The sequence below is a fragment of the Rhodococcus sp. P4_F3_2 genome, assembly GCF_056401335.1.
In genome coordinates, this window is sequence record NZ_JBFUJN010000026.1 from 58,577 (window position 1) to 83,972 (window position 25,396).

21 protein-coding genes are annotated in these 25,396 nt (G+C 62.2%); 4 read left to right on the plus strand and 17 right to left on the minus strand.

Annotation, left to right across the window (positions count from 1 at the left end):
• Nucleotides 1-48 precede the first annotated feature (48 nt).
• On the plus strand, nt 49-1,038 hold the full coding sequence (locus tag AC1DWA_RS24255) for an NAD(P)-dependent alcohol dehydrogenase (RefSeq protein ID WP_020906826.1): 990 nt from the start codon (nt 49-51) through the stop codon (nt 1,036-1,038).
• A 44-nt stretch (nt 1,039-1,082) separates the two neighbouring features.
• Nucleotides 1,083-1,841, plus strand: a complete 759-nt coding sequence (locus AC1DWA_RS24260; protein WP_020906825.1) for an acyl-[acyl-carrier-protein] thioesterase — start codon at nt 1,083-1,085, stop codon at nt 1,839-1,841.
• On the opposite strand, the gene AC1DWA_RS24265 is transcribed toward AC1DWA_RS24260, so the two are convergent.
• Nucleotides 1,838-2,038 carry a hypothetical protein gene (locus AC1DWA_RS24265; RefSeq protein WP_003941897.1) on the minus strand — a complete coding sequence of 67 codons (201 nt, stop codon included), beginning with the start codon at nt 2,036-2,038 and terminating at the stop codon, nt 1,838-1,840. The genes AC1DWA_RS24260 and AC1DWA_RS24265 overlap by 4 nt on opposite strands.
• Nucleotides 2,039-2,111: 73 nt before the next feature.
• Between AC1DWA_RS24265 and AC1DWA_RS24270 the strand changes: the two genes are divergently transcribed.
• A complete protein-coding gene (locus AC1DWA_RS24270; RefSeq protein ID WP_007728426.1) occupies nt 2,112-2,609 on the plus strand; it encodes a SixA phosphatase family protein in 498 nt (165 codons plus the stop codon).
• A gap of 13 nt (nt 2,610-2,622) precedes the next feature.
• Here the strand turns inward: AC1DWA_RS24270 and AC1DWA_RS24275 are convergent, their stop codons facing one another.
• A complete protein-coding gene (locus AC1DWA_RS24275; protein WP_477847374.1) occupies nt 2,623-3,630 on the minus strand; it encodes an LLM class flavin-dependent oxidoreductase in 1,008 nt (335 codons plus the stop codon).
• An 88-nt stretch (nt 3,631-3,718) separates the two neighbouring features.
• Between AC1DWA_RS24275 and AC1DWA_RS24280 the strand changes: the two genes are divergently transcribed.
• Nucleotides 3,719-4,105: a glyoxalase superfamily protein gene (locus AC1DWA_RS24280; RefSeq protein ID WP_003942070.1), complete on the plus strand. Its 387-nt coding sequence runs from the start codon at nt 3,719-3,721 to the stop codon at nt 4,103-4,105.
• Between the two features lie 64 nt (nt 4,106-4,169).
• Here the strand turns inward: AC1DWA_RS24280 and AC1DWA_RS24285 are convergent, their stop codons facing one another.
• The 15 genes from AC1DWA_RS24285 to rplJ all read right to left on the minus strand — a co-directional run bounded on the left by AC1DWA_RS24285 (nt 4,170) and on the right by rplJ (nt 25,246).
• Nucleotides 4,170-8,126, minus strand: a complete 3,957-nt coding sequence (locus AC1DWA_RS24285) for a DNA-directed RNA polymerase subunit beta' (RefSeq protein ID WP_019744304.1) — start codon at nt 8,124-8,126, stop codon at nt 4,170-4,172.
• 117 nt (nt 8,127-8,243) lie between these two features.
• A complete protein-coding gene (rpoB, locus tag AC1DWA_RS24290; RefSeq protein WP_477917136.1) occupies nt 8,244-11,750 on the minus strand; it encodes a DNA-directed RNA polymerase subunit beta in 3,507 nt (1,168 codons plus the stop codon).
• A gap of 461 nt (nt 11,751-12,211) precedes the next feature.
• Nucleotides 12,212-13,075, minus strand: coding sequence for a hypothetical protein (locus tag AC1DWA_RS24295; RefSeq protein ID WP_477847370.1), 864 nt, complete (start codon nt 13,073-13,075; stop codon nt 12,212-12,214).
• A gap of 45 nt (nt 13,076-13,120) precedes the next feature.
• Nucleotides 13,121-13,849, minus strand: coding sequence for a hypothetical protein (locus tag AC1DWA_RS24300; protein ID WP_019744307.1), 729 nt, complete (start codon nt 13,847-13,849; stop codon nt 13,121-13,123).
• A 99-nt stretch (nt 13,850-13,948) separates the two neighbouring features.
• A complete protein-coding gene (locus AC1DWA_RS24305; RefSeq protein ID WP_019744308.1) occupies nt 13,949-15,196 on the minus strand; it encodes an MCE family protein in 1,248 nt (415 codons plus the stop codon).
• Nucleotides 15,193-16,470, minus strand: coding sequence for an MCE family protein (locus AC1DWA_RS24310; protein ID WP_020906821.1), 1,278 nt, complete (start codon nt 16,468-16,470; stop codon nt 15,193-15,195). Before AC1DWA_RS24310 ends, AC1DWA_RS24305 begins: the two co-directional genes overlap by 4 nt.
• Nucleotides 16,467-17,720: an MCE family protein gene (locus tag AC1DWA_RS24315; protein ID WP_003941941.1), complete on the minus strand. Its 1,254-nt coding sequence runs from the start codon at nt 17,718-17,720 to the stop codon at nt 16,467-16,469. The genes AC1DWA_RS24310 and AC1DWA_RS24315 overlap by 4 nt, the downstream gene beginning before the upstream one ends.
• Nucleotides 17,720-18,715, minus strand: coding sequence for an MCE family protein (locus tag AC1DWA_RS24320; protein WP_003942053.1), 996 nt, complete (start codon nt 18,713-18,715; stop codon nt 17,720-17,722). Before AC1DWA_RS24320 ends, AC1DWA_RS24315 begins: the two co-directional genes overlap by 1 nt.
• Nucleotides 18,712-19,791, minus strand: a complete 1,080-nt coding sequence (locus tag AC1DWA_RS24325; protein ID WP_019744310.1) for an MCE family protein — start codon at nt 19,789-19,791, stop codon at nt 18,712-18,714. Before AC1DWA_RS24325 ends, AC1DWA_RS24320 begins: the two co-directional genes overlap by 4 nt.
• On the minus strand, nt 19,788-21,149 hold the full coding sequence (locus tag AC1DWA_RS24330) for an MCE family protein (protein WP_019744311.1): 1,362 nt from the start codon (nt 21,147-21,149) through the stop codon (nt 19,788-19,790). The genes AC1DWA_RS24325 and AC1DWA_RS24330 overlap by 4 nt, the downstream gene beginning before the upstream one ends.
• Nucleotides 21,146-22,006, minus strand: coding sequence for an MlaE family ABC transporter permease (locus AC1DWA_RS24335; RefSeq protein ID WP_003941894.1), 861 nt, complete (start codon nt 22,004-22,006; stop codon nt 21,146-21,148). Before AC1DWA_RS24335 ends, AC1DWA_RS24330 begins: the two co-directional genes overlap by 4 nt.
• A 5-nt stretch (nt 22,007-22,011) precedes the next feature.
• On the minus strand, nt 22,012-22,806 hold the full coding sequence (locus tag AC1DWA_RS24340) for an MlaE family ABC transporter permease (RefSeq protein WP_003942038.1): 795 nt from the start codon (nt 22,804-22,806) through the stop codon (nt 22,012-22,014).
• Between the two features lie 9 nt (nt 22,807-22,815).
• Nucleotides 22,816-23,937: an ABC transporter ATP-binding protein gene (locus AC1DWA_RS24345; RefSeq protein ID WP_024487305.1), complete on the minus strand. Its 1,122-nt coding sequence runs from the start codon at nt 23,935-23,937 to the stop codon at nt 22,816-22,818.
• 259 nt (nt 23,938-24,196) lie between these two features.
• Complete coding sequence (gene rplL, locus AC1DWA_RS24350) at nt 24,197-24,583, minus strand: 50S ribosomal protein L7/L12 (protein WP_003941857.1); 387 nt, start codon at nt 24,581-24,583, stop codon at nt 24,197-24,199.
• Nucleotides 24,584-24,661: 78 nt separating this feature from the next.
• Nucleotides 24,662-25,246: a 50S ribosomal protein L10 gene (gene rplJ / locus AC1DWA_RS24355; RefSeq protein WP_003942074.1), complete on the minus strand. Its 585-nt coding sequence runs from the start codon at nt 25,244-25,246 to the stop codon at nt 24,662-24,664.
• Nucleotides 25,247-25,396: the final 150 nt, after the last annotated feature.

Here is a 25,396-nt window from a genome sequence, read left to right on the forward strand (position 1 = left end):
CGTAAGTGCAATACTTACGGTGTAAGCATTCGACGAACGGAGACTCGCATGCCGCAGGAACTGATGACCGCCGTCGTACAGGATCGCTACGGCGAAGCCGACGTTCTCTACCTCGACCACATTCCGCGCCCCACTGTCGCCGACAACGAAGTGCTGATTCGCGTCGAGGCCGCGTCCGTCGACCGCGGGGCATGGCATCTCATGGCCGGACTGCCATATCCGTTGCGCCTCGCGGGATTTGGACTGCGCAGACCTGAGAACCGGGTCCGCGGACTGGACGTGTCCGGCCGAGTCGAGGCCGTCGGCAGTTCGGTGACCCGCGTGGCAGTCGGCCAGGAGGTATACGGGATCGCGGTCGGTTCGTTTGCGGAGTACGCGTGCGCACTCGAGACGAAGATTGCCGCAAAACCTGCCCGGTTGTCGTTCGCACAAGCAGCAGCGGTGCCGGTCTCCGCCCTCACAGCGCTGCAAGCCGTGCGCGACCACGGCCGTGTGCAGGCGGGGCAATCCGTCCTCGTTCTCGGTGCATCCGGTGGCGTCGGGATCTACGCGGTGCAGGTGGCAAAAGCCATGGGCGCGCTCGTCACCGGCGTATGCAGCACCTCGAAAACCGATACCGTCCGCTCCCTCGGTGCCGACGAGGTTCTCGACTACCGCGTCGACGACGCCACCGACGGATCGCATCGGTACGACGTCATCATCGACACCGGCGGCAACCGCCGACTGCGAGATCTTCGACGGGCGCTCACACGCACCGGAAGGCTCGTGATCGTGGGCGGCGAGAACGGCGGACGGTGGCTCGGCGGAATCGATCGCCAAATCCGCGCACTGTGCTTGTCTCCGTTCGTATCTCAGAAGCTCGGGTCTTTGATGGCTTCGGAGAACGCCGAGGATCTGGAGGTGCTGACGGCAATGATCGACGCAGGTGTCATCACCCCGGTGATCGACTCCGTTCATCCCCTTGCCGACACCGCCGTCGCCGTGGCACGAATGGTCGACGGTTCCGGCTGCGGAAAGCAGATAATCGCCACTCGCTGAAAAGCCTGACAGAATCGGCTCACTCCAGCGAACAGGAATCTCACGTGAACCCAGATCTCACGCTCGCGCCGCAGCCAGACAGAGGACCGATCTTCGTCAAGTCCCGCCCGGTCCGTACCGGCGACATCGACGTCGCCAAGCAGGTCAGGCTCGACGCCGTCGCCCGTTATCTGCAGGACATCGGCAACGACAACATCGAAGCCGCCGGCGCCATCGACACTCATCCGCTCTGGATAGTGCGTCGTACGGTCGTCGATGTCGTACGCCCGGCGATCTGGCCGGAAGAGTTGACGATGACTCGCTGGTGCTCCGGCTTCTCCACGAGATGGGCGAACATGCGCGTGCGCTTCGACGGCAGCAACGGCGCGCTGATGGAAACCGAAGGCTTCTGGATCAACATCAGCGCCGAGTCAGGCATGCCCACCAGGATGAGCGACGACTTCATGCGGCCGTTGGAAGAATCCACCGACGAGCATCGCCTGAAGTGGAAGCGTGTCCTCGCCGAGAACGCACCGGAGGCAGACGACGCGGGTGTTCTGGACACGCCGTTCGCTCTGCGCGCCACGGATATCGACCCGTTCGACCACGTGAACAACGCCGTCTACTGGCAGGCAGTCGAAGAGGTCCTCAGCGCGCGCACCGAACTGCGTACAGTTCCGCATCGAGCACTGATCGAGTACCTCTCCCCCATCGTCTCCAGTGACGACGTCGTCCTGCGCAGCCGCGTCGACGACAAGACCGTCACGGTCTGGTTCCTGGTCGGCGAAGCGCTCCGCGCAGTTGCGCAGGTGAGCGCCCTCTAACGCAGTTTCTGGGTCGCGACAGCCGCGACACCGAACACCAACGCAAGAAGAATCGCGGCCCAGAAACCGAAGAGCCACCACACCACGCCGAACACGACCACTGCCGGGGCAACGGTGATGAAAGCGATGGTGGGGCTTTCGCGTACCACCTCGAGTGCAGTTCGGGCATTAGTTCGATCGAGCTTCTTACCGGCCATCGAAAACCTCCTTCAAGGTCCTGACCATCCAGAGTAACCGGACTGACGGGCACAAAGCGGATACCGTGAACGCATGGCCGACCACCGCACCCTCGTCCTCATGCGACACGGCAAGTCCAGCTACCCCGAGGGCATCCGTGATCACGAGCGTCCGCTCGCCGAACGGGGCCTGCGCGAGGCCCGCATCGGCGGCGAATGGATCCGCGAAAACGTCCCGCCCGTAGACGCCGTTCTGTGCTCCACCTCCCGGCGCACCGTCGAAACCCTTGCCTCGACGGGAATCGAAGCTCCCGCCGGATTCGAGAAGTCCATCTACGGCGGCTCACCCGCAGACGTCATTGCAGCTGCGCGAACCACGTCCGACCACGTCAAGACGCTCCTGATCGTCGGACACGAACCCGGAATTCCCTGGACTGCACTCGATCTCGCATCGAACGAAAACTCCGAAGCGGCCCAACGTATCCGCGACAAGTTCCCGACTTCGGCGATCGCCGTCCTCTCCGTACCGGTGCCGTGGACCGAACTCGACGACTCCGTCGCCACTCTGCTCGAGTTTCACGTGCCCCGTTAGATCAACCACACCGCTAAAGCACCTCACGTAGCAGGCGGTCCGAAAGTGCAAGCGCGTCACGGTCGTACGTCGACGTCGACGCCAGCACTTCGTCGGCACCGGTCCGCTCGGCGAGATCGTGAAGCTGTTGTTTCACCTCGACAGGTGTGCCGTGCAGCGCCGACGCCATGAACGACTCGATACGCCTGGCATTTCGATCACTGCGCGGGGCGCGCCTGATCTCGTCCGGCGACGCGAGCGGCGGAAACTCCCCCGTCCGTGACGATTCTGCGAGCGCGTATGCCTCCGGGATCAGCAACTCACGCGCCGCGTCGGTGGTATCGGCAACCGCCACTTCGAGAGAAACCACCACATAGGGTTCGGGATGAGCGTCGGTGGCCCGGAAAGCTCGGCGGTACTCGTCCAATGCATCCACCCGGTCGGTGCTCCCGATTCCGAGTATCGGCCCACCCACGACCACCGGAAGCCCCAGTTGCGCTGCCACTTTCAAACCTGTACGCGTCGCGAGTACGAAGATCGGCACCCCGGTCTCCGACGCCGGCCGTGCCGTCACTGCCGCGGATCCGTCCAGATAGCGCCTCACCTCATCGAGATCTGACGCAAACGTGTCCGGAACATCCTTGCTGCGTCGTAGTGCCTGACGAACAGGCTCCGTGAATCCYAGCGATCGGCCGAGGCCGAGATCGATTCGCCCCGGGTACAGAGCCTCCAGCATCAAGAACTGCTCGGCGACGATCAGCGGTTGGTGATTCGGCAGCATGACCCCACCGCTCCCGAGTCTGATATCGCGCGTATGCGCGCCGATCGCGGCAAGCAGTACTGCCGGCGACCCGCTCCCGATCCCGGGCACCGCGTGATGCTCGGCCACCCAGAACCGGTGGTAGCCGAGAGCGTCGGCGTGCGCGGCGCGTTCGACGGAATGCGTCAGAGCTGCGGAGTCGGGGTATCCGCTCCTGGTTCGGGATCGGTCGAGAAGTGAGAGAAGCACTCTCGGAGCAACAAGGAATTCGGAAAGTTTCATCCGGGCGCCTAATGAGGACCGTTTCTGACCGCAATACCCGCAACACTGGACCTGTCGCCGGAATCCACCATCACATGAAGGGCACGTCATGGACATCAAGCTCGAACTGGTCGCCATTCCCGTCACCGACATCGACCGCGCCAAGGACTTCTACGTCCGCCTCGGCTTCAACGCCGACCACGATCACACGGTCAGCGAGGACCTGCGCTTCGTCCAGCTGACCCCACCCGGTTCGGCCTGCTCGATCTGCATCGGCAAGGGAATCACCGACGCCGAGCCCGGTTCCGTCGTCGGCATGCAGGTAGTGGTCAAGGACATCGAAGAGGCTGAGCGCGAGTTCAAGAGCCGCGGCATCGACATCAGCCCGATCGACGACCAGGCCTGGGGGCGGTTCATCTACTTCGCCGACCCCGACGGCAACAAGTGGGCTGTCCAGGAGATCGTCATCCCGGACCTCAGCGGCAGCAACTCCTGAAACGAGCGACATGAAAAATCCCCCCACCTCTTTCGAGGTGGGGGGATTTTCTACGAACTAACGCTTAGCGGTAGTCGTTGCTGAAGCCGTAGTCGTCCAGCGGAACTGCAGCACCGGTGTTCTGGCCGAAGCCGTCCGGGCTGTAGTACTGGTCGTCGTACGACGGCACTGCGTAAGCAGCGGCGCGTGCCTCTTCGGTGGGCTGAACCTGGATGTTGCGGTAACGGTTGATACCGGTACCGGCAGGGATCAGCTTACCGATGATGACATTTTCCTTCAGACCGATCAGCTTGTCCGAGCGGCAGTTGATAGCCGCGTCGGTCAAGACACGAGTGGTCTCCTGGAACGATGCCGCGGACAGCCACGAATCCGTCGCGAGCGACGCCTTCGTGATACCCATGAGCACCGGACGGCCGGCTGCGGGCTCGCCACCCTCGGCGACAACGCGGCGGTTTGCCGACTCGAACTCGGCGCGCTCGGTGAGCGAACCGGGCAGGAACTCGGTGGCACCGGAATCGATGATCGTCACGCGACGAAGCATCTGGCGCACGATGACCTCGATGTGCTTGTCGTGGATCGACACACCCTGGCTCCGGTACACCTCCTGGACCTCGTTGACCAAGTGGATCTGAACCTGACGCGGACCCATGACTCGCAGGACCTCGTGGGGATCGGCAGCACCTTCCATGAGCTGCTGTCCGACCTCGACGTGGTCACCGTCAGCCAAGAGGCTTTCGCGACCATCGGCATGCTTGAAGACGCGCAGACGCTGACGCTTGCTGAGCTTGTCGTAGACAACCTCTTCGCCGCCGTCGTCCGGAACGATGGTGATCTTGTAGAAACGATCGCCGTCTTCGAGCTGTACCCGACCGGTGACGTCCGCGATAGGAGCCTTGCCCTTGGGCACACGTGCCTCGAACAGCTCCTGGACACGCGGCAGACCGCCGGTGATGTCATCTCCTGCGACACCACCCTGGTGGAAGGTACGCATGGTCAGCTGGGTACCGGGCTCACCGATCGACTGTGCGGCGACGATACCGACAGCCTCACCGATGTCGACCAGCTTGCCGGTGGCCATCGAACGGCCGTAGCAAGTGGCGCAAACGCCGGTGCCGGTGGTGCAGGTCAGGACCGAGCGGACCTTGACCGTCGTGATGCCGGCTTCGAGCAGAGCATCGATCGCGGGGTCACCGAGATCGTGGCCACGCTCGACGATGACGGTGCCGTTCGCGTCGACTGCATCGGCCGCCAAGGTACGGGCGTACGTGCTGGTCTCCACGTGAGCATCGCGGATCATCGTGCCGTCGGCCTGCTTCTCGGCGATCGTGGTGACGATGCCGCGCTCTGTTCCACAGTCGACCTCGCGGACGATGACGTCCTGCGAAACGTCCACCAGACGACGGGTCAGGTAACCCGAGTCGGCGGTGCGGAGTGCGGTATCGGCCAGACCCTTACGAGCACCGTGCGTGTTGATGAAGTACTCGAGAACGGTCAGGCCTTCCTTGAAGGAAGACTTGATCGGACGCGGGATGAACTCACCCTTCGGGTTTGTCACCAGACCCTTCATACCGGCGAGCGAGCGAACCTGAGTCATGTTGCCGGCTGCGCCGGACTTCACGATCATCGGGATCGGGTTGCTGTCGGGGAAGTGAGCCTCCATGGCCTTGCCGACCTTGTCGGTCGCTTCCTGCCAAATGGTGACCAGAGCGCTGTTGCGCTCCTTCTTGTCCAGAGCACCACGCTGGTACTGCTTCTCGATCTTGTCGGCCTGAGCCTCGAAGTCCTCGATGATGGCAGGCTTCTCCGGCGGCACGAGCACGTCGGAAATCGAGACCGTGACACCCGAACGGGTGGCCCAGTAGAACCCGACGTCCTTGAGCTTGTCGACGGTCTGAGCAACCACGATCATCGGGTACCGCTCGGCGAGATCGTTGATGATCGTCGCCTGGCGCTTCTTCGGCATCTGCTCGTTGACGAACGGGTAGTCCGCCGGAAGCAGCTCGTTGAAGAGCACACGGCCGAGTGTCGTGGTGGCGGTCCAGCCGTCACCGTATTTCCAGCCCTCGGGGAACAGTTCGTTCTCGAGGTCGCGCGGCGGACGCTGCTGCGTCAGACGCACCTTGATCTGAGCCTGAACCGAGAGCGCGCCGCGGTCGACTGCCATCTGAGCCTCGGCGGGCGAGGAGTACACGCCCTGCTCTGCCTCGTCGTTGGTCGGAGCAACGAGCTCACCGGTGACACCCTCGTCGAGACGGGTCAGGTGGAACAGACCCGTGACCATGTCCAGACGCGGCATGGCGAGCGGGCGACCCGAAGCAGGCGAGAGGATGTTGTTCGAGGACAGCATCAGGATGCGGGCCTCGGCCTGAGCCTCTGCCGACAGCGGGAGGTGAACAGCCATCTGGTCACCGTCGAAGTCGGCGTTGAAGGCCTCACACACCAGCGGGTGGAGCTGAATGGCCTTGCCCTCGACGAGCTGCGGCTCGAATGCCTGGATACCCAGACGGTGCAGCGTAGGTGCACGGTTGAGCAGCACGGGGTGCTCGGCGATGACCTCTTCGAGGACGTCCCACACCTGGACGCGCTTGCGCTCGACCATGCGCTTGGCCGACTTGATGTTCTGCGCGTGGTTGAGATCGACCAGACGCTTCATCACGAACGGCTTGAACAGCTCGAGAGCCATCAGCTTGGGCAGACCACACTGGTGCAGCTTGAGCTGAGGACCGACGACGATCACGGAACGACCCGAGTAGTCGACGCGCTTACCGAGCAGGTTCTGACGGAAACGACCCTGCTTGCCCTTGAGCAGATCGCTCAGGGACTTCAGCGGGCGGTTACCCGGTCCGGTGACCGGACGTCCACGACGACCGTTGTCGAACAGGGCGTCGACCGACTCCTGCAGCATCCGCTTCTCGTTGTTGACGATGATCTCGGGAGCACCGAGGTCGATCAGTCGCTTGAGGCGGTTGTTGCGGTTGATGACGCGGCGGTACAGGTCGTTGAGGTCGGACGTCGCGAAACGTCCACCGTCGAGCTGAACCATCGGGCGAAGCTCCGGCGGGATCACCGGAACAGCGTTGAGGACCATGCCCATCGGCGAGTTGCCGTTGGTCTGGAATGCCGCAACCACCTTGAGGCGCTTGAGTGCACGCAGCTTCTTCTGGCCCTTGCCGCTGCGGATGGTCTCACGGAGAGACTCTGCCTCGGCGTCGAGGTCGAAGTTCTGCATCAAGATCTGGATGGACTCTGCGCCCATCGCACCCGTGAAGTACTCGCCGTAACGGTCGACCAGCTCGCGGTACAGGAGCTCGTCGATGATGAGCTGCTTGACGCTCAGCTTGGTGAAGGTGGTCCAGATCTCGTCGAGACGATCCAGCTCACGCTGCGCGCGGTCACGGAGCTGACGCATTTCGCGCTCGCCGCCGTCCTTGACCTTGCGGCGGACATCGGACTTAGCGCCCTCTGCCTCGAGCTCGGCGATGTCGGCTTCGAGCTTCTGCGCACGTGCCTCGAGATCGGCGTCGCGCTGATCTGCGACGGTCTTCTTCTCGACCTGCATCTCGGCTTCGAGGGTGGACAGCTCGTTGTGACGGAGCTCCTCGTCGACGCCGACGATGACGTAGGCAGCGAAGTAGATGATCTTTTCGAGATCCTTCGGAGCCAGGTCGAGCAGGTAACCGAGACGGCTCGGAACACCCTTGAAGTACCAGATGTGCGTGACCGGTGCGGCCAGTTCGATGTGACCCATACGCTCACGACGAACCTTGGCGCGAGTGACCTCGACGCCACAGCGCTCACAGATGATGCCCTTGAAGCGGACACGCTTGTACTTACCGCAGTAGCACTCCCAGTCCCGGGTGGGGCCGAAGATCTTCTCGCAGAAGAGGCCGTCCTTCTCGGGCTTGAGCGTGCGGTAGTTGATGGTCTCCGGCTTCTTGACCTCGCCGTAGGACCAATTGCGGATGTCCTCTGCACTGGCCAAGCCAATGCGGAGTTCATCGAAGAAGTTGACGTCGAGCACGTAACTTCCTTTCCCCGTTGGGGTTACGGTTGCCGGTCACCCGGCAACCTGACTGCCAATTCAAATGTGAACTACGCCCCCGGGCCGCTCTTTCAAGAGCAACCCGGGGACCGAAACCTAGTTCGCGAGGTCGTCGACCGTCGCAGCTTCGTTCCTGGACAGGTTGATGCCCAGGTTCGCTGCGGCCCGCTCCAAGTCCTCGTCGTCGCCGTCCGCCATCGTGATGGCCGCGCCGTCCGAGGACAGCACCTCCACGTTGAGGCAGAGCGACTGGAGCTCCTTGAGGAGCACCTTGAACGACTCGGGGATGCCGGGTTCGGGGATGTTCTCGCCCTTGACGATGGCTTCGTACACCTTGACTCGACCGACCACGTCGTCCGACTTGATGGTCAGCAGTTCCTGCAGCGTGTAAGCCGCGCCGTAGGCCTGCATCGCCCAGCACTCCATCTCACCGAAGCGCTGGCCACCGAACTGGGCCTTACCACCGAGAGGCTGCTGCGTGATCATCGAGTACGGACCGGTCGAACGAGCGTGGATCTTGTCGTCGACCAAGTGGTGCAGCTTGATGATGTACATGTAACCGACCGAGACCGGGTACGGGAACGGCTCGCCGGAGCGGCCGTCGAACAAGGTGGCCTTTCCGTCGGGTCCGACCATCTGCTCGCCGTCACGGTTCGGCAGCGTCGCGCCGAGGAGACCGGTGAGCTCGTCTTCCTTCGCACCGTCGAACACCGGGGTGGCGATGTTCGAGTCGGCCGGAGCGGACAGCATCTCTTCCGGCAGGGTCGCAGCCCAGTCGGGACGAGTGCCGTCGGACGCGATCTGAATGTTCCAGCCGGTCTTGCCGATCCACCCGAGGTGGGTCTCCAAGACCTGACCGATGTTCATACGACGCGGGACACCGTGCGTGTTCAAGATGATGTCGACAGGCGTGCCGTCCGAGAGGAACGGCATGTCTTCCTGCGGCAGGATCTTGCCGATGACGCCCTTGTTACCGTGGCGGCCGGCGAGCTTGTCGCCGTCCTGGATCTTGCGCTTCTGTGCCACGTAGACGCGGACCAACTCGTTGACACCGGGAGGCAGATCGTCGTCTTCGTCACGTGAGAACACGCGGATTCCGATGACCTTGCCGGTCTCACCGTGAGGAACCTTGAGGGACGTGTCACGAACCTCGCGAGCCTTCTCACCGAAGATGGCGCGAAGGAGGCGCTCTTCGGGGGTCAGCTCGGTCTCGCCCTTCGGCGTGACCTTTCCGACCAGCACGTCGCCGTCACGAACCTCGGCACCGATACGGATGATGCCGCGCTCGTCGAGGTCGGCAAGGACCTCGTCGGAGACGTTCGGGATGTCGCGAGTGATTTCCTCGGCACCGAGCTTGGTGTCGCGGGCATCGATCTCGTGCTCCTCGATGTGAATCGAGGTCAGGACGTCCTCTTCCACGAGACGCTGCGACAGAATGATCGCGTCCTCGTAGTTGTGGCCTTCCCACGGCATGATCGCGACGAGCAAGTTCTTGCCCAGCGCCATCTCACCGTTCTCGGTGCAAGGGCCGTCGGCCAGAACCTGGCCGGCCTCGACACGCTGTCCCTCGTCCACGATCGGACGCTGGTTGGCGCACGTGCCCTGGTTGGAACGCGCGAACTTGCGCATCCGGTACGTCTTGCGGCTTCCGTCGTCAGCCATCACCGTGACGTAGTCCGCGGAGATCTCCTCCACGACACCGGTCTTCTCGGTGATGATGACGTCGCCGGCATCCACAGCTGCACRCAGCTCCATGCCGGTTCCGACGAGAGGTGCCTCGCTGCGAACCAGCGGGACAGCCTGACGCTGCATGTTCGCGCCCATCAGGGCACGGTTTGCATCGTCGTGCTCGAGGAACGGAATCATCGCGGTTGCGACGGACACCATCTGACGCGGCGAAACGTCCATGTAGTCGATGTCGGAGGACGCGACGAACTCGACCTCGCCACCCTTACGGCGGACGAGAATCTTCGAGTCGGTGAAGCGACCCTCGCGGTCGATGGCCGAGTTGGCCTGCGCGACTACGTGGCGGTCTTCTTCGTCAGCGGTCAGGTAGTCGACCTCGTCGGTCACCTGTCCGTCGACGACGCGACGGTACGGGGTCTCGATGAAACCGAACGGGTTGACGCGGGCGTAGACCGACAGCGAACCGATCAGGCCGATGTTCGGGCCTTCCGGGGTCTCGATCGGGCACATGCGGCCGTAGTGCGACGGGTGAACGTCGCGAACCTCGAGGCCGGCGCGCTCACGGGACAGACCACCCGGGCCGAGGGCGGACAGACGACGCTTGTGCGTCAGCCCCGACAGCGGGTTGTTCTGGTCCATGAACTGCGACAGCTGGGAGGTTCCGAAGAACTCCCTGATCGCAGCGACGACGGGACGGATGTTGATCAGCGTCTGAGGCGTGATTGCCTCGACGTCCTGCGTGGTCATACGCTCACGAACCACACGCTCCATGCGGGACAGGCCCACGCGGATCTGGTTCTGAATGAGCTCGCCGACGGTACGCAGACGACGGTTGCCGAAGTGGTCGATGTCGTCGACCTCGACGGGAACCTCGACGCCGCCAGGAGCCGTCATCGAGGTGTCACCTGCGTGCAGACGCACGAGGTACTCGACGGTGGCGACGATGTCTTCTTCGGTGAGCGTGGATGCAACGATCGGCTGACCCGCGTTCAGGCCGAGCTTCTTGTTGATCTTGTAACGACCCACGCGAGCGAGGTCGTAGCGCTTGTCCTTGAAGAACAGGTTCTCCAGCAGGGTCTGCGCGCTCTCCTTGGTGGGGGGCTCGCCCGGACGCAGCTTGCGGTAGATGTCGAGCAACGCCTCATCGGTGCCGGCGGTGTTGTCCTTCTCCAGCGTGGCCATGAGGATCTCGGAGAAGCCGAAGCGCTCCGTGATCTGCTCGGTGGTCCAGCCGAGTGCCTTGAGCAGGACGGTGACAGGCTGACGACGCTTGCGGTCGATACGGACACCAACGGTGTCGCGCTTGTCGACGTCGAACTCGAGCCATGCGCCGCGACCCGGGATCACCTTGACGCTGTGCAGATCCTTCTCGGTGCTCTTGTCGACGCTCATGTCGAAGTACACACCGGGGGAACGCACGAGCTGCGAGACGACCACACGCTCGGTGCCGTTGATGATGAAGGTGCCCTTGTCGGTCATCATCGGGAAATCTCCCATGAAGACCGTCTGGCTCTTGATCTCACCAGTGTTGTTGTTGATGAACTCCGCGGTGACGAACAACGGCGCCGCGTAGGTCATGTCCTTGTCTTTGCACTCGTCCGTCGAGGCCTTGACCTCGTCGAATCGAGGGTCGGAGAAGGACAGCGACATAGTGCCGTTGAAATCCTCGATCGGAGAAAGCTCCGCGAGGATGTCCTCGAGACCACCGGACACTGCATTGTCGCCGAGTGCCGCTGCTCGTTCACGCCAACTCTGCGCGCCGATCAGCCACTCGAACGAATCTGTCTGTACGTCAAGAAGCCCGGGAACTTCGAGGGGTTCGCGAACTTTCGCGAACGAAACCCTCTTCGGGGCTCCGGGGATTCCGGAAACTGCCTTGGTCTGGCTAGAGACTGCCAAGATGCGTCCTTCCAGCACCTCACGCGGGCCGCTCCGTGCTGTTGCGACCGCCGCTGTATCTGCTTCGAATTTCGCTGGTTACAACCCGAACGAAACCCGTCGCAGAAAGCAAGAAGTACTTGACTTCGCAGCGGTTGAGACGAGGGGTGGACAGGAGGCAGCCAGCGCAACGTCCAAAAGTACACCCTTACTCTGGAAATGTCGAGTCGGGTGTAACTGAGGGTCGAATTCAGATACTGACGTGAGACTGCCGATCACTCGTCCGTGCATGTTCACCGATCAGAGTGGACCTTGCAGACGGCTCCGTCAAGGGCGAGAGCGCGTGTCGCAGCATTCGAACATTTGTGACGCGCATTCGAACACCGCCACCGGAAGTGTAGCCAGCAACGGCGTCACATACGAAAAATCTGGACCGACATCGTGCGTCGGTCCAGATCTTCGCGCTGGTACGCAGGTGCTACTGGTCGCGAATCTCCGAGCTACTGGTCGCGAATCTCCGAGATCAGCCAGTTTCCGTCCTGCTTCTCCAGACTCACGATGACCATTCCGGAGCGAGAGTCTGCCGCCACGCCGTTCTGCGTCGAGCTGACGTTCAGTTGGGCGAGCAACTGCGCCCGGTCCTTCTCGAGTCGTGTGATCCCGATCAGCGGGACATCAGCGGTCGTTGTCGTCTGAGTTTGTTCGACGCCGGCCTTCTGCGTGTCCTTGTACTGGGTCAGCTGATCGCGCATCGACTGGTTCAGGCCCTGGACACCCTTGTCGAAATCGGCGTCGAACGTGTCGGGAGAGAACGTGAAGACTGCAGCCAACGCCGACGGCGTCACACGAAGAACCTCAGCCGTGGCGCCTTCGTCCACCCAGGCGATGTCGTCCGTCTTCGCGCCGACTTTGAAGAAGGCGATGCCGGCGAGGATCGCGACGATGACCGCTGCGGCCCCCAGGATCGCGACCAGGCGCCAACCGGCCTTGGATTGTGTAGGTGTTGTCGCCGACTCCCCCGCGCCCGTCTCCGGGGTAGCAGGGGCCTTGGGCTCGTCTGCGACGGTTTTCGCCGGTTTGGTCAGATCGGGGCCTGGTGTGGATTCCGGCGCGTCGGTTTCCGTCTTCGACGGCTCGATGTCTCCGGACTCGGCCTTCGTGAGCGTCGGCTTCGCAACCTTCGGCTTCGCAACCTCCGGCTTCGCAGCCTCCTGTGTCTCTTCTTCCGGCTGTTCGATCGCGGGCTCGACCGGGTCCGAGTCGGACGTCCCCGCGGGGACGTTGAGCGAACGAGCGCTTCCAGCGATCTTCGGCCGACGGTTCTGAGGGGAGGACGGTCCGCCGGTACGACGTTTGGGTGGCATTACGCGCTTCTCCTTCGAGGGATGTCGGTGTGCAGGTTCGACGAACTACTGGCCACCGGAATCACCACCCTCGGTTGTCGGTGCAGGAGCACCGGATGCAGGTGCTTCGGTCCCCGAACCGGGTGCGGGCGTTGCGTCAGGAGCAGGCGTGGAGCCGTCGGCAGCCGGCAGAGTGCCCGAGCCGAGATCGAGCCGCGATCCGATCGGATCAGCGGACTGCGCCTTCCAGACCCCGTCGACCTCGACCATGCCCAGCCGCATGCCGAGCTGATTCTTGACGAACTGGTTGCCCTGGGTCGTGGTGACTCGAACGACGACCAGTGCCGTGGCGGTCCGGTCATCGGTATTGAGCTCGGTCAGCGCGGACTGCACAACTTCGGTGTCAGCCTTCGAACCCGAGTTCCGCAACTCGTCGGTGATGGAATCCTGAACGGTCTGCAGATACGTCGTCATCTCGTCACCGGTCACCGAAGAACGCATGTTCTCGATCGACTGGTCGAGATTTGCCGAATCCGCGTTGTTGAGGTTGATCGCGACTTGCTGCGCACCGATCAGCGCGTCGTCACGCATCTCGGCGGTGGTGCGGTCGGTGGTGAGCGCCCGAACGTACGGGACGCCGAACACACCGAGCGCAACCACTGCCGCCAGAAGCAAGACACCGACCGCAATCAGAGACGCTGTCAGCCCCTTCGGTCTACCGGTTGTCGGCGCTCCCGATTCGACTTGCTCGGGCCCGCCGGACTGCGGGGAACTGTTTCTCTGAATCACACTCACTACCCTACTTACCTGTTTTGCCCAGCCTCTGGCCGCGAATCGTCAACTGCCACAACTCAGTAGCCTGAACTGCACAAACTCGACCACATTCGGATCGGTCTACTTCGGTGTCACTCCGAGCAACGGCGCCAACTGCGTCGCGATCGGGTTGAGGTTCAACTTGTCCGGATCGACCTTCGGCTTGAAGTCCCAAGGCTGGATCGTGTCGGGATCGGCGTACACCACGCGGTTGGCACTGCGGACGCCCGTCTCGCTGCCCAGCGGCGTCTCACACGACGCCGCGGTGTTGAGCGGGAAATCCTGCTGGGTGTCGTCGAAGTTGGGATTCTGACGTTTCATCTCGTCCAGGATCGCCATGGTGCCTTCGTAACCCACCGTGCACGAGAGCGGATTATTGGTCTCGAGCACCAAGCCCTGATGGACCGTTCCGTCGCCGGGAGCAACCGTCGGTGCGGCAGCGGCCAGGCCGGGAAGGAAGATCAGGAACGGCTGCAGCGCGATCGTTCGGGGTGCAAGCGTCTTGGTGGTCGCGGCAAGATTGGTCAGGTCAGTCGTCAGGCTCGGGCCCGCCTCGTTGATGAGGGCACCGATCTGATCGCTGGCCGGGATGCCGTTGTCGATCAAGCGACGGATGTCCGGATCGCTGGTCCGCAACTGCGCCGTGACAGCATCGAGATCGGTACTGAACTGCTTGATCGCGGAGGACTGATCCGACTGCGTCGTCAGTACCGTCTCACTGTTCCGAATCAGCGCGAGCGTCTGAGGCAGAGTGTCGAGCCCGGACTGCGAGAGACCGGACAGCGAATCGGCCAGGACCTGAATGTCCTCGCCCTTGCCGTTGAATGCGGCACCGAGTTCGACGGCGACGGTGTGGAGCGCGTCGACCGGCACGGACTTGACCAAGCCGTTGGCACTGGTCAGCACATCCTCGATCGGGATCGGAGTTGTGGTGTCCCCCACCGCGATCACCGAGCCGTCCGCGAGGAACGGTCCCTGATCGGTATCGGGCTGAAGGTCGACGTACTGCTCACCGATGGCGGAGCGGTTGGCCACGACTGCACGGGCCGACGCGGGAATCTCCGGAGCACTGTTGTCGATCTTCAGGTCGACCTGAATTCCGTCCTCGGTCAACGACATGTCGCCCACTCGCCCGACCGGCACACCGCGATACGTCACCTCGGCGTTGGTGAAAATTCCACCGGACGTGGCCAATTCGGTCTTGACCGTGTACTGACCGAACCCCATGAGGTTGTCCAGACGCACGTACTTGGCGCCGACGTAGATGAGACCCAGGAGCGCGACCACCACGAAGCCGACGAGCTGCCATCTGACCAGAGCTGATCTCACTGTCCATCACCACCGATTCCGAACTGTTCCAGCATTCCCTGGATGGGGTTGAGTGGGTCCGCTGCCGGAGCCGGTGTTGCCGGGTCGCCGGCCGTGGTGGCGGGTAGACCGGCGACGACGGGGATCTGCGGCAGGATCGGAGCGATCGGCAGCAGCGACACCGTCGGCCAACCCGGCCGCGGTCCGTTTCCGTTGTAGTACGGGTTGGACGGATCTACCACCGGCTTGGGATTGCCGAACTTCGGCTGACGGTATTCCGGTTCACCCTGTCCGACACCGAGACCCGAGAGAGTGTTGCCGATCTGCAAGTCGACGCTCAGGAAGAGGTTCACGGAACCACCCTGCGCAATCTTCTCGACACCGTCCGGGAACGGGAACGTCGGAAGGAAAGGAAGTGCCCCGACGAAGTCGTCACCGGAGTCTGCGAGCGCCTGCAGCGTTGGACGCAGAGCCTGAAGATCAGCGATCAGATCGTCCTTGGACTGCGTGAGGACGTCGGTTCCCACTGTTCCGAGTCGATCCACCTGAGCAAGCATCTGCGTCAGCTGCGGGCGCTGCTCGTTGAGAACCTGTGTCGCAACGGGGAGTTCCTCGAGAATCTTCCCGATCTTCTCGTTCTGATCGTTGACGCGGGTCGAGAGCACATCCAGGCCGTCGAGCGCGCGGGTGATGTCGTCACGCTGTTCGTTGAGTCCACCGATGAGTGTGTTCGCCTGCTCCAGAAGACTTCTCGTCTTGCCCTCGCGACCGTCGAATGCGGCCCCGAGTTCTTCGACGATGGGTTGCAACTGGCCCACACCGCCGCCGTTGAGCAGCAGCGACAATGCGCCGAGAACCTGCTCGATCTCCGTGGCGTGGCGAGTGCGATCGAGCGGAATCAGGTCTCCGTCGGCCAGCTTCGCAGAGTCCGGTCCGGACGGCGGGGCCGACAACTGGATGAACTTCTCGCCGAGCAGGTTGGTCTGCTCGACCGCGGCAATTGCGTTGGCGGGTAGATCAACCGACGAGTCGAGGATGATTCCGACGTCCGCGGTCCATCCGTCCGGGCCGACCGACACGTCGTCGACTCGACCGACCGGAACACCGTCGACCTTCACAGCGGACTGCGGAACAAGGTCCAAGACATCGTCGAACTGAATGGTCAAGTGCATCGGATCGGAACCCACATCGGGACCGCCGGGAAGCGGAACCGCGTAGATTCCCTCGGACGAGCAGGCTGTTGCCGAGATCAGGACGGCGCACAGTCCGGCGCCGACTATCAATGAACGCTTCACTCGCCCTCCCCGTTTCCACTGGTCAGTCGCGGTGACACGACGCCGGGCACAGTGCCCGGAACTACCTGCATCTGTCGTTCGGAACCGGCAAGGATGCCGAAGGGAAGGTTCAGGCCTGCAGCCTGATTGGCTGCGTCGGTCATCGCCGCGACGTTTGCGCACTGGTCGATAGCCGGTTGCATCTGCCTTCCCAATGCCTCGAACCGAGGATCACCGGGCAACAGCTTGCCGAGGTCCATCAACTTGCAGAGCACGCCGGCCGGGTTCTGAAGATCAGGGAACGCCAGACGTGAAGCCAGCACACCTGATTCGGCGTCGTACGAGTTGACCAGGTTGGAGATCGCCAACGGAAGCATGGTGAGCGTGTTGGCCAGGGCTTCCTTGTTGTTCGCCAATGTCTGTGTCGGTTCGACGAGACCCTCGGTTGTCTGGACCAGTTGATCACGGTTGTCTGCCACGAACTTCGCGACGTCGCCGAGAGCAATCGAGAGCTGGTTCAGAGCGGCACCGAGATCGTCGCGCTCACCTGCCAAGAATCCGGTCAGGTCCGACAACTGAGTGTTGAACTGGCGCACCTGCTGATCGTTGGCCGCGAGAGCGCCCACGAAAGTATCCAGGTTCTTGATGGTGAGCGAGATGTTGTCACGCGAATCGTTGAGCGTCCGTGCGGCATCCGAGAGGTTGGTGATGCTGTCTCCCAACGCTTCACCGTTGCCCTCGAGGTTGGCCGCACCTGTCTCTACGAAATCGGACAGTGCTCCGTTCTTGTTGGCACCTTCAGGACCGAGCGCCGACGCGAGTTCGTCGATGCTGGAGTACAACTGGTCGACCTCGACGGGCGTCGCCGTCTTCTCGATAGGAATGACTGCACCGCTGGCCATCTTGTCGCCGCCGGTGAAGACCGGTGTCAGCTGGATGTAGCGGTCGGCAACCACCGAAGGCGTGATCTGAGCGGCACTGGCACCGGCGGGGATGTCGATCCCACGATCGACGCGCAACTCGACCTTGACCTGATCTCCCTGAGGTTCGACGGATTCGACGGTGCCGACCTTGACACCGAGAACACGAACGTCGGAACCGTCGTAGATACCCACCGACTTGTCGAAGTAGGCGGTGATCTTGGTGGTACCGGCGCGAGTGAACACCCACCACAGCGCGCCACCGATTACGAGTAACCCGATCAGAACAGCGGCGATGATCGCGACCGAGCGCTTCTTGGAGCCGCTTCCGGCTTCGGCAGTATCAGCCATCAGTTGCCTCCCAACGTACGAACGGGGTCACGGTAGCCCGGAATATCCGGCAGACCCGGCGGAAGGAGGTTCACGACGACCTGGTCGAACCAACGGCCGTTGCCGACCACGTTGGCGTACAAGCGAATGAAGGGTTCGTAGAGCTTCAGTGCCTTGTCCAAGTTCTCGTTGTTGGCCTTCAAGATGTCGATGACGCCGTTGAGCTGCGTCAGCGCCGGCCCGATTGCCGCCTCGTTGTCGCGAACGAGACCGGTGAGCTGCTGAGAGACGCGCTGAGTTCCGGTGAGCAGCTGCGAAATCGCTTGCTGGCGATTGTTGAGCTCCTGCACCAGAAGTCCGCCGTCTCGGATCAGCTGGGTGAACTCCTTGTTGCGATCCGCAAGAATCTGCGACGTCTTCCCGGTGGCGGCGAAGAGCTTCTGCAGGTCCTGATCGCGGCTCGCAATCGTCTGCGACAGCCGGCTGACACCGTCGAGCGAAGCGCGGACATCGCCAGGTGTCTCGGAGAATGCCTGGGACAACGTCTCCATGCTCTTCGCCAACTGGTCGGTGTCGATGTCGCCGACGGTGTCCGCCGCTGCCGAGAAGGCCTGAACGACGTCGTACGGAGAGGTGGTGCGCTCGAGCGGAATCCGGTCCTTGGGATCGAGGTTGTCGGTTCCGCGCGGATCGAGTGCGAGGTACTTCTGTCCCAGAATCGTCTTGATCTGAATGGACGCAGAGGTTTGATCTCCCACCCACGCGTCACTGACCTTGAAGTCGACGAGAACACGGTCACCGTCGAGGTCGACGGAAGTGACCTTGCCGACCTTCACGCCGGCGATACGAACCTCGTTGCCAGGCTTGAGACCCGCAGCTTCGGAGAACTCGGCGGAGTAGGACGAGCCTGCTCCCACGAACGGAAGCGAATCGAGGAAGAACGCGGACAAAGTGGCCAACAGCACCACGAAGATACCGATGGCTCCGGCCATTGCCGGACTGCGACGTTTACTCATCGACCTTGCAACTCCCTCATACCGTCTTGAGTGCATCGCGTGGCCGCGTTGGTGTAAATCGGCTGATTGACCGTCGGCAGGCCGGTGGGCAGATTCAGCGAGGCAGACTGTCCTGGACCGGCAACGATGTCGATTCCGCACAGGTAGAACTGGAACCAGGAACCGTAACTCGCTACGCGAGCGAGCTTGTCGAGCTTGACCGGCAAGGTCTCGAGCACCGCGTTCACATCGTCACTACGACGGTTGAGTGTGGTCGCCAGCGTGTTGAGCGCCGTGATCGAGCCCTGAATCGACGGCCGCGTCGGCTCGAGCAGATCTGCCGTGGCATCGGTCAACCCGGCGAGTGAGGTGACGGCCGAACCGACGACACCGCGCTCGTTGGCCAACCCGGTGACGAGTTGCTGGGTATTGACGATCAGCGAATCGAGGTTCTTGTCGTTCGCATTGACGGTGTCGAGAACGTCGTTGAGGTTCTTGATCACCGCCCCGATGACGGCGTCCTTGTCCGCGACGGTGTTGGTCAAACTCGCTGTGTTGCGGACGAGTTCGCTGATGGTGCCGGACTCCCCCTGGAAGACCTGGATGATCTGGTAGGACAGCTTGTTGACGTCGTCAGCGCTCAGGGTGGTGAACAGCGGCTTGAAGCCGTTGAACAGCGTCGTGAGATTTACTGCCGGGCGAGTCTGCGCCAACGGCAGGGTGTCGCCGCCGGTGATCTTCTGCCCCTGGCTGCCTTCACCTTGCGAGAGCGAAATGTATCGCTGCCCGACCAGGTTGCGGAACCGGATCGTGGCGATGGAACTGGCAGGCAACCAATCACGGTCGGACACCGAGAACTGCACCTCGGCCTGGTTGTCGTTGACGATCGCGATCTTCTCGACCTGTCCGACACGAACACCGGCGATGCGCACCTCGTCACCCTCGTTCAGCGAAGTGACGTCGGAGAACACTGCGTTGAACTTGGTGCCTCCGCCGCCGCCGAGGTTGGCGATGCTGGCGGCCAGCAATCCTGTTGCCAGGACGGTGACCACCACGAAGATGATGAGCTTTGTCAGTGGAGCTGCGAGTCCTCTCATTGGACGCTCACCTCCGCACCGGAAAATGCCGGAGCACTGACCATCGTGGTCCACGCCGGAACATCGTCCGGCGCAACACCGTTGGCCTGTCCGTAGATCACCTTCAACGTATCCTCTTCGAGTTTCGAGCCCGCGTAGCCGGCCTGCTGAGCAGGACCGCTGTTGTTGGTCGAGAACAACTGAGGTCCTGAGCCCTCGGGTGCAGGCAGGAATTCCATGGTGGCGGGACCGGGATTGCGGGAAGGAACCTGGTAGGAACCGTCGCCGTACGAACCACCGGGGTACTGCGGGAACGGACGACCTGGCTCGGTCACGTTGTCGTAGCAAACCGGGCCGCGGTTGTCGACTAGCCGTGGCTCGTCCTGGTTGGGCAGGTAGCGACCCTTGGGGTTCACGATCTGAATACTCGCACGCACACCAGGATTGGGCGCATCGGTGGACAGGATCTTGGCAGCTTCCGGGGCGGTGTCCGAGAAGCCCTTGAACGTGCACCCGAACGTCGGTGAGTACTGAGCCAGAAGCTGGAGAGCTTCCTTCGAATCCGCAGCGAGCGTGATGATCGAGGACGAGTTCGCTTCGAGGAAGGCTGCGGTGTCCGACGATGTCACGGTGAGCGACGCCAGCAGAGTCCGCAACTGGTCCTGCTTCTGCACCACCGTGTTACCGGTCGTCCGCAGATTGTCGAGAGCGTTGATCAGATCGGGCGCAGCGTCCGAGTATGTCTGGGAGAAGTCCGCGAACTTGCGCAGATCCTCTTGCACCGCGGGCAGCTCGGTGTTGACGCCGCGGAAGATCTCCTCGAGACGATCGACCGTCAGACCGAGCTCAGCGCCGCGTCCCGTCAGACCCTGCGCGAGAGAACCGAGAGTGTTCGCCAGATCCTGCGGCGGAATCGCCTGCAGAAGTGGGAGCAGTCCGTCCAGAACGTCGCCGACCTCGACAGCGTTTCCGCTCTTGTCCTGCTGGATCACCGTTCCCGCGGAAATCGGAGCAGCGGTGGTTCCCTCCGGAATGATCAGGGAGACGTAGCGCTCACCGAAAAGCGTCTTCGGGAGCAGACGTGCCGTCACGTTCGACGGAATCAGATCAGCCTTGTCCGGTTCGATCGCGAGGACAGAGGTGACCTGGCCGTCTTTTGTCGACGCGGATCGCACCTCGCCGACCAGCAGACCACGAACCTTGACGTCCGCGTTGGGTGGCAAGGCATTTCCGACGGTGTCGGTGACGAGGTCGATCTTCACGACGTCCTTGAACGTCTTGTTGAAGGTTCCGATGGTGAAGGCCAGGAACAATGCCAACACCACGAAGAACACGAGTCCGAGCACACGGCGGCGCAGGACTGACGGAGCCTCGATCATCCGGCCACCCTCACTGTCGTCGTGGTGCCCCAGATTGCGAGGCTGAGGAAGAAGTCGAGAACGGCGATCGTGACGATTGCGGCGCGAACAGCGCGGCCGACGGCCACGCCGACGCCTGCGGGACCACCCGAGGCATGGAACCCGTAATAGCAGTGGATCAGGATCAGCACGAAGGCGAAGACCAGGACTTTCGCAAACGAATACAGCACGTCCTGCGGTGGCAGGAACAGATTGAAGTAGTGGTCGTACGAGCCCGTCGACTGCCCGTTGAACACGGTACTGATCACTCGCGACGCGAGGTACGCCGCAAGCAGACCCACGATGTACAGCGGGATGACGGCGACGAAGCCGGCGATCATGCGGGTCGTGACCAGGAACGGCACTGACGGAACTGCCATGACCTCCAGTGCGTCGATCTCTTCGGAGATTCGCATGGCACCGAGTTGAGCGGTGAAACCACAACCCACCGTGGCCGAGAGCGCAAGAGCCGCAACGATCGGAGCGATCTCACGGGTGTTGACGTATGCGGACAGGAAGCCGGTCAGGACCGAGCTACCCAACTGCTCCAGAGCGGCGAAGCCCTGCAGACCGACGACGACACCGGTGAATCCCGACATCATCGCGATGACACCGATCGTTCCGCCGATGACTGCGAGCGCGCCGCTACCGAAGGTCACTTCGGCGAGCAGCCGAAGCGTCTCCTTCCGGTACCGATGCAGGGTGCGCGGGGTCCATGCGATGGCGCGCGCGTAGAACGACATCTGCTCGCCCGCGCGGTCCAACGCGTTCACTGGAATTCTGGCAACTTTGCGGCTCTTCAGCAGGAACTGATCGCCGCGGCCTCGTGCGATGGTCATTTAGGTCAAGATCCCTTCGCCGGCACGATCTGGAGGTACACCATCGTCAGAATCAGATTGGCGAAGAACAACAGCAGGAACGTGATGACGACGGCCTGGTTCACCGCCTCACCGACGCCCTTCGGGCCACCGGATGGGTGGAGTCCCTTGTACGCGGAGATCACACCGGCGATGACACCGAACACCGCGGCTTTGATCTCACCGCTCCAAATGTCCGGTAGCTGCGCAAAAGCTGAGAACGACGAGATGTAGGCACCGGGGTTACCGCCCTGCAGGATCACGTTGAAGAAGTAACCACCCGCGATACCGACGACGGACACCAGTCCGTTGAGCAGCACAGCGATCAGCACCATCGCGAGTACACGCGGAACCACCAGGCGCTGAATCGGATTGATTCCGAGGACTTCCATCGCGTCGATCTCTTCGCGAATGGTTCGTGAACCGAGGTCGGCCGTCACGGCCGATCCGGCCGCACCGGCGACCAACAATGCTGTCACCAGAGGGCTACCCTGCTGGATCACCGCCAGGACGCTGGCAGCGCCGGTGAACGATTCTGCACCCAACTGCTTGATCAGCGAACCGGTCTGCAGTGAGACGACGGCGCCGAAAGGGATGGCTACCAATGCCGTCGGCAAAATTGTCACGCTGGCGATGAACCAGGCCTGCTCGATGAACTCACGGAACTGAAATGGACGCCGGAACGTATTCCTGACGACGTCGACAAACAGTTCGACGATGTTTCCGGCCTGAGTTAATGCTCCGTTGACCGGACTCAGAACCGAGTTGCGGGTAACCCCCATCCGATATGCCTACCCTTGCCCGTGTGTCGTGTTTCCGTAGGGATCGCCCTCGTATGCAGGAATGACCTGCGTGTCTTGCGAGTTGTCGTTCCACTCCCCCTGATAGCCGCTCGCGTCGGCGTACTGGGGAGCGTACTGCCCAGTTCCGTCAACCTCGTCGAGGCTGTCCTGAATTGCCGCCTGAGCGTTAGCTGGGAGGGTGTGCATGATCTGGCGGACGCGCTCCTGGCGACGACGAACAGCCTGACGCTCCGGGTTTCCGGGGGTGGCCTTCATCTGCGGCACGATGCCCTCGACGTCGTCGACACCACCGGCGTGGTGACCGGCGTCGACGAGCGCCTGCTCGTGCGCCATCTGAGCCTCGTCCTTTTCCTCCGACATACCGATCGGACCGATCATCGTTCCGTTGAGGAACTGCTTGACGACGGGCTCGTCAGAGGTGAGCAGCACCTCACGAGGACCGAACATCACCAACTGACGACGGAAGAGCATGCCGATGTTGTCCGGCACCGTGCGTGCGAGGTTGATGTTGTGCGAGACGATCAGAATCGTCGCGTCCGACTGGGCGTTGATGTCGATCAGCGTCTGGCTGATGTACGTCGTACGCACCGGATCCAGACCGGAGTCAGGCTCGTCGACGAGGATGATCTCGGGATCGAGAACGAGTGCACGCGCAAGACCGGCACGCTTGCGCATACCGCCGGAGATCTCACCGGGAAGCTTGTCCTCGGCGCCGACCAGACCCGTGAGATCGAGCTTCTCCATCACGATCTTGCGGATATCGGATTCCGACTTCTTGGTGTGCTCACGAAGCGGGAATGCGATGTTGTCGTACAAGTTCATCGAGCCGAACAGTGCGCCGTCCTGGAACAGAACGCCGAACAGCTTGCGGATCTCGTAGAGCTCCTTGGAGGAGCACTGCAGGATGTCCGTGCCGTCGATGACAATGGAGCCTTGTTCAGGGCGGAGCAGTCCGATCAGGGACTTCAGGAACACCGACTTACCGGTACCCGAAGGCCCGAGCAGTGCGCTGACCTCACCCGCGGGAAGTGTCAACGACACGTCCTGCCAAATCCTCTGCGACCCGAAAGACTTTGTCAGTCCTTGTACCGCTACCTCGACTCCCACCATTACCTCCGCGACGTCCGTTGCATGCATGCACCCGTGTGGGTTGGGTCACTCTATCGCATGGGAGTGGTACCCGTGACTGCGAATACTACTAACGAGTAGGGAAGAAGCATAATTCAGGTCACAGCCTAGTTCGGGCACCCCTCCCACCTGCATGGATTCCGACATATCACCCGCGAAAAAAGTTCAAAAAAAGAGGGCCACTCCCCGTGGGGAGTGGCCCTCTTCGTTACTACTCGCGAAGAGCAGCGGGAAAACCGTCTTACTTGATGACGATCTTTGCGCCGGCAGCTTCGAGCTTTTCCTTGGCAGCCTCTGCGGCGTCCTTGGCAACCTTCTCGAGGATGGCCTTCGGAGCGCTCTCGACGAGGTCCTTGGCTTCCTTCAGGCCGAGGCCGGAAACGACCTCACGGACGACCTTGATGACCTGGATCTTCTTGTCGCCAGCCGACTCGAGGACGACGTCGAACTCGTCCTGCTCTTCAGCAGCTTCTGCGCCGGCAGCCGGTGCGCCTGCAGCGGCGACGGCGACGGGAGCAGCAGCGGTGACCTCGAAGGTCTCCTCGAATGCCTTAACGAACTCCGAGAGCTCGAGGAGGGTGAGCTCCTTGAACTGGTCCAACAACTCTTCGGTGCTGAGCTTCGCCATTGTGGCGGTCCTTCCTGTAAGTCCCATGTCGCTGATCCGCGACCGGGCGGGGTTATAGCAGTGATGCGCGGGTGCGGATCAGCTTTCGGCTTCGGCCTCGGCCGGAGCCTCGGTGGCAGCCTCTGCGGGGGCCTCTGCGGCTCCGCCTTCTGCGGCCTTCTTCTCCTGCAGGGCAGCGGCCAAACGGGCCATCTGCGAAGCGGGAGCATTGAACAGGCCTGCGGCCTTTGCCAAGTTGCCCTTCATCGCGCCGGCAAGCTTTGCCAACAGGATTTCGCGGGATTCGAGATCCGCGATCTTGTTGACCTCTTCCACGGACAGCGCAGCGCCGTCCATGTAGCCGCCCTTGATGATGAGCGCCTTGTTGTCCTTAGCGAAGTTCTTCAGAGCCTTCGCAGCGTCGACCGGTTCGCCCTTGATGAATGCAATGGCGGTCGGACCAACGAACAGGTCATCAAGGCCCTCGATGCCAGCCTCTGCGGCGGCACGCTTGACCAGGGTGTTCTTGGCGACGGAGTAGGTGGCACCTTCTCCGAGAGCGCGTCGCAGTGTCGTGATGTTGCCAACCGAAAGGCCACGGTATTCCGTGACCACAGCGGCGGTCGAACCCTTGAACTGCTCGGTGATTTCCGCAACTGCGGAAACCTTCTCAGGCTTTGCCATACTTCGCCTCCTCTCGTGACAGTCGTTGTCCCACTCAGGAACCGCTGCACCTCATCGGGGTGAACCCGAGAAGACACAGTCCGCGACATGCAAAACGCCCCGGCGCAAGCGCACGGGGCGTACAGAGGAAACATGAAGAAGAGGCTTACG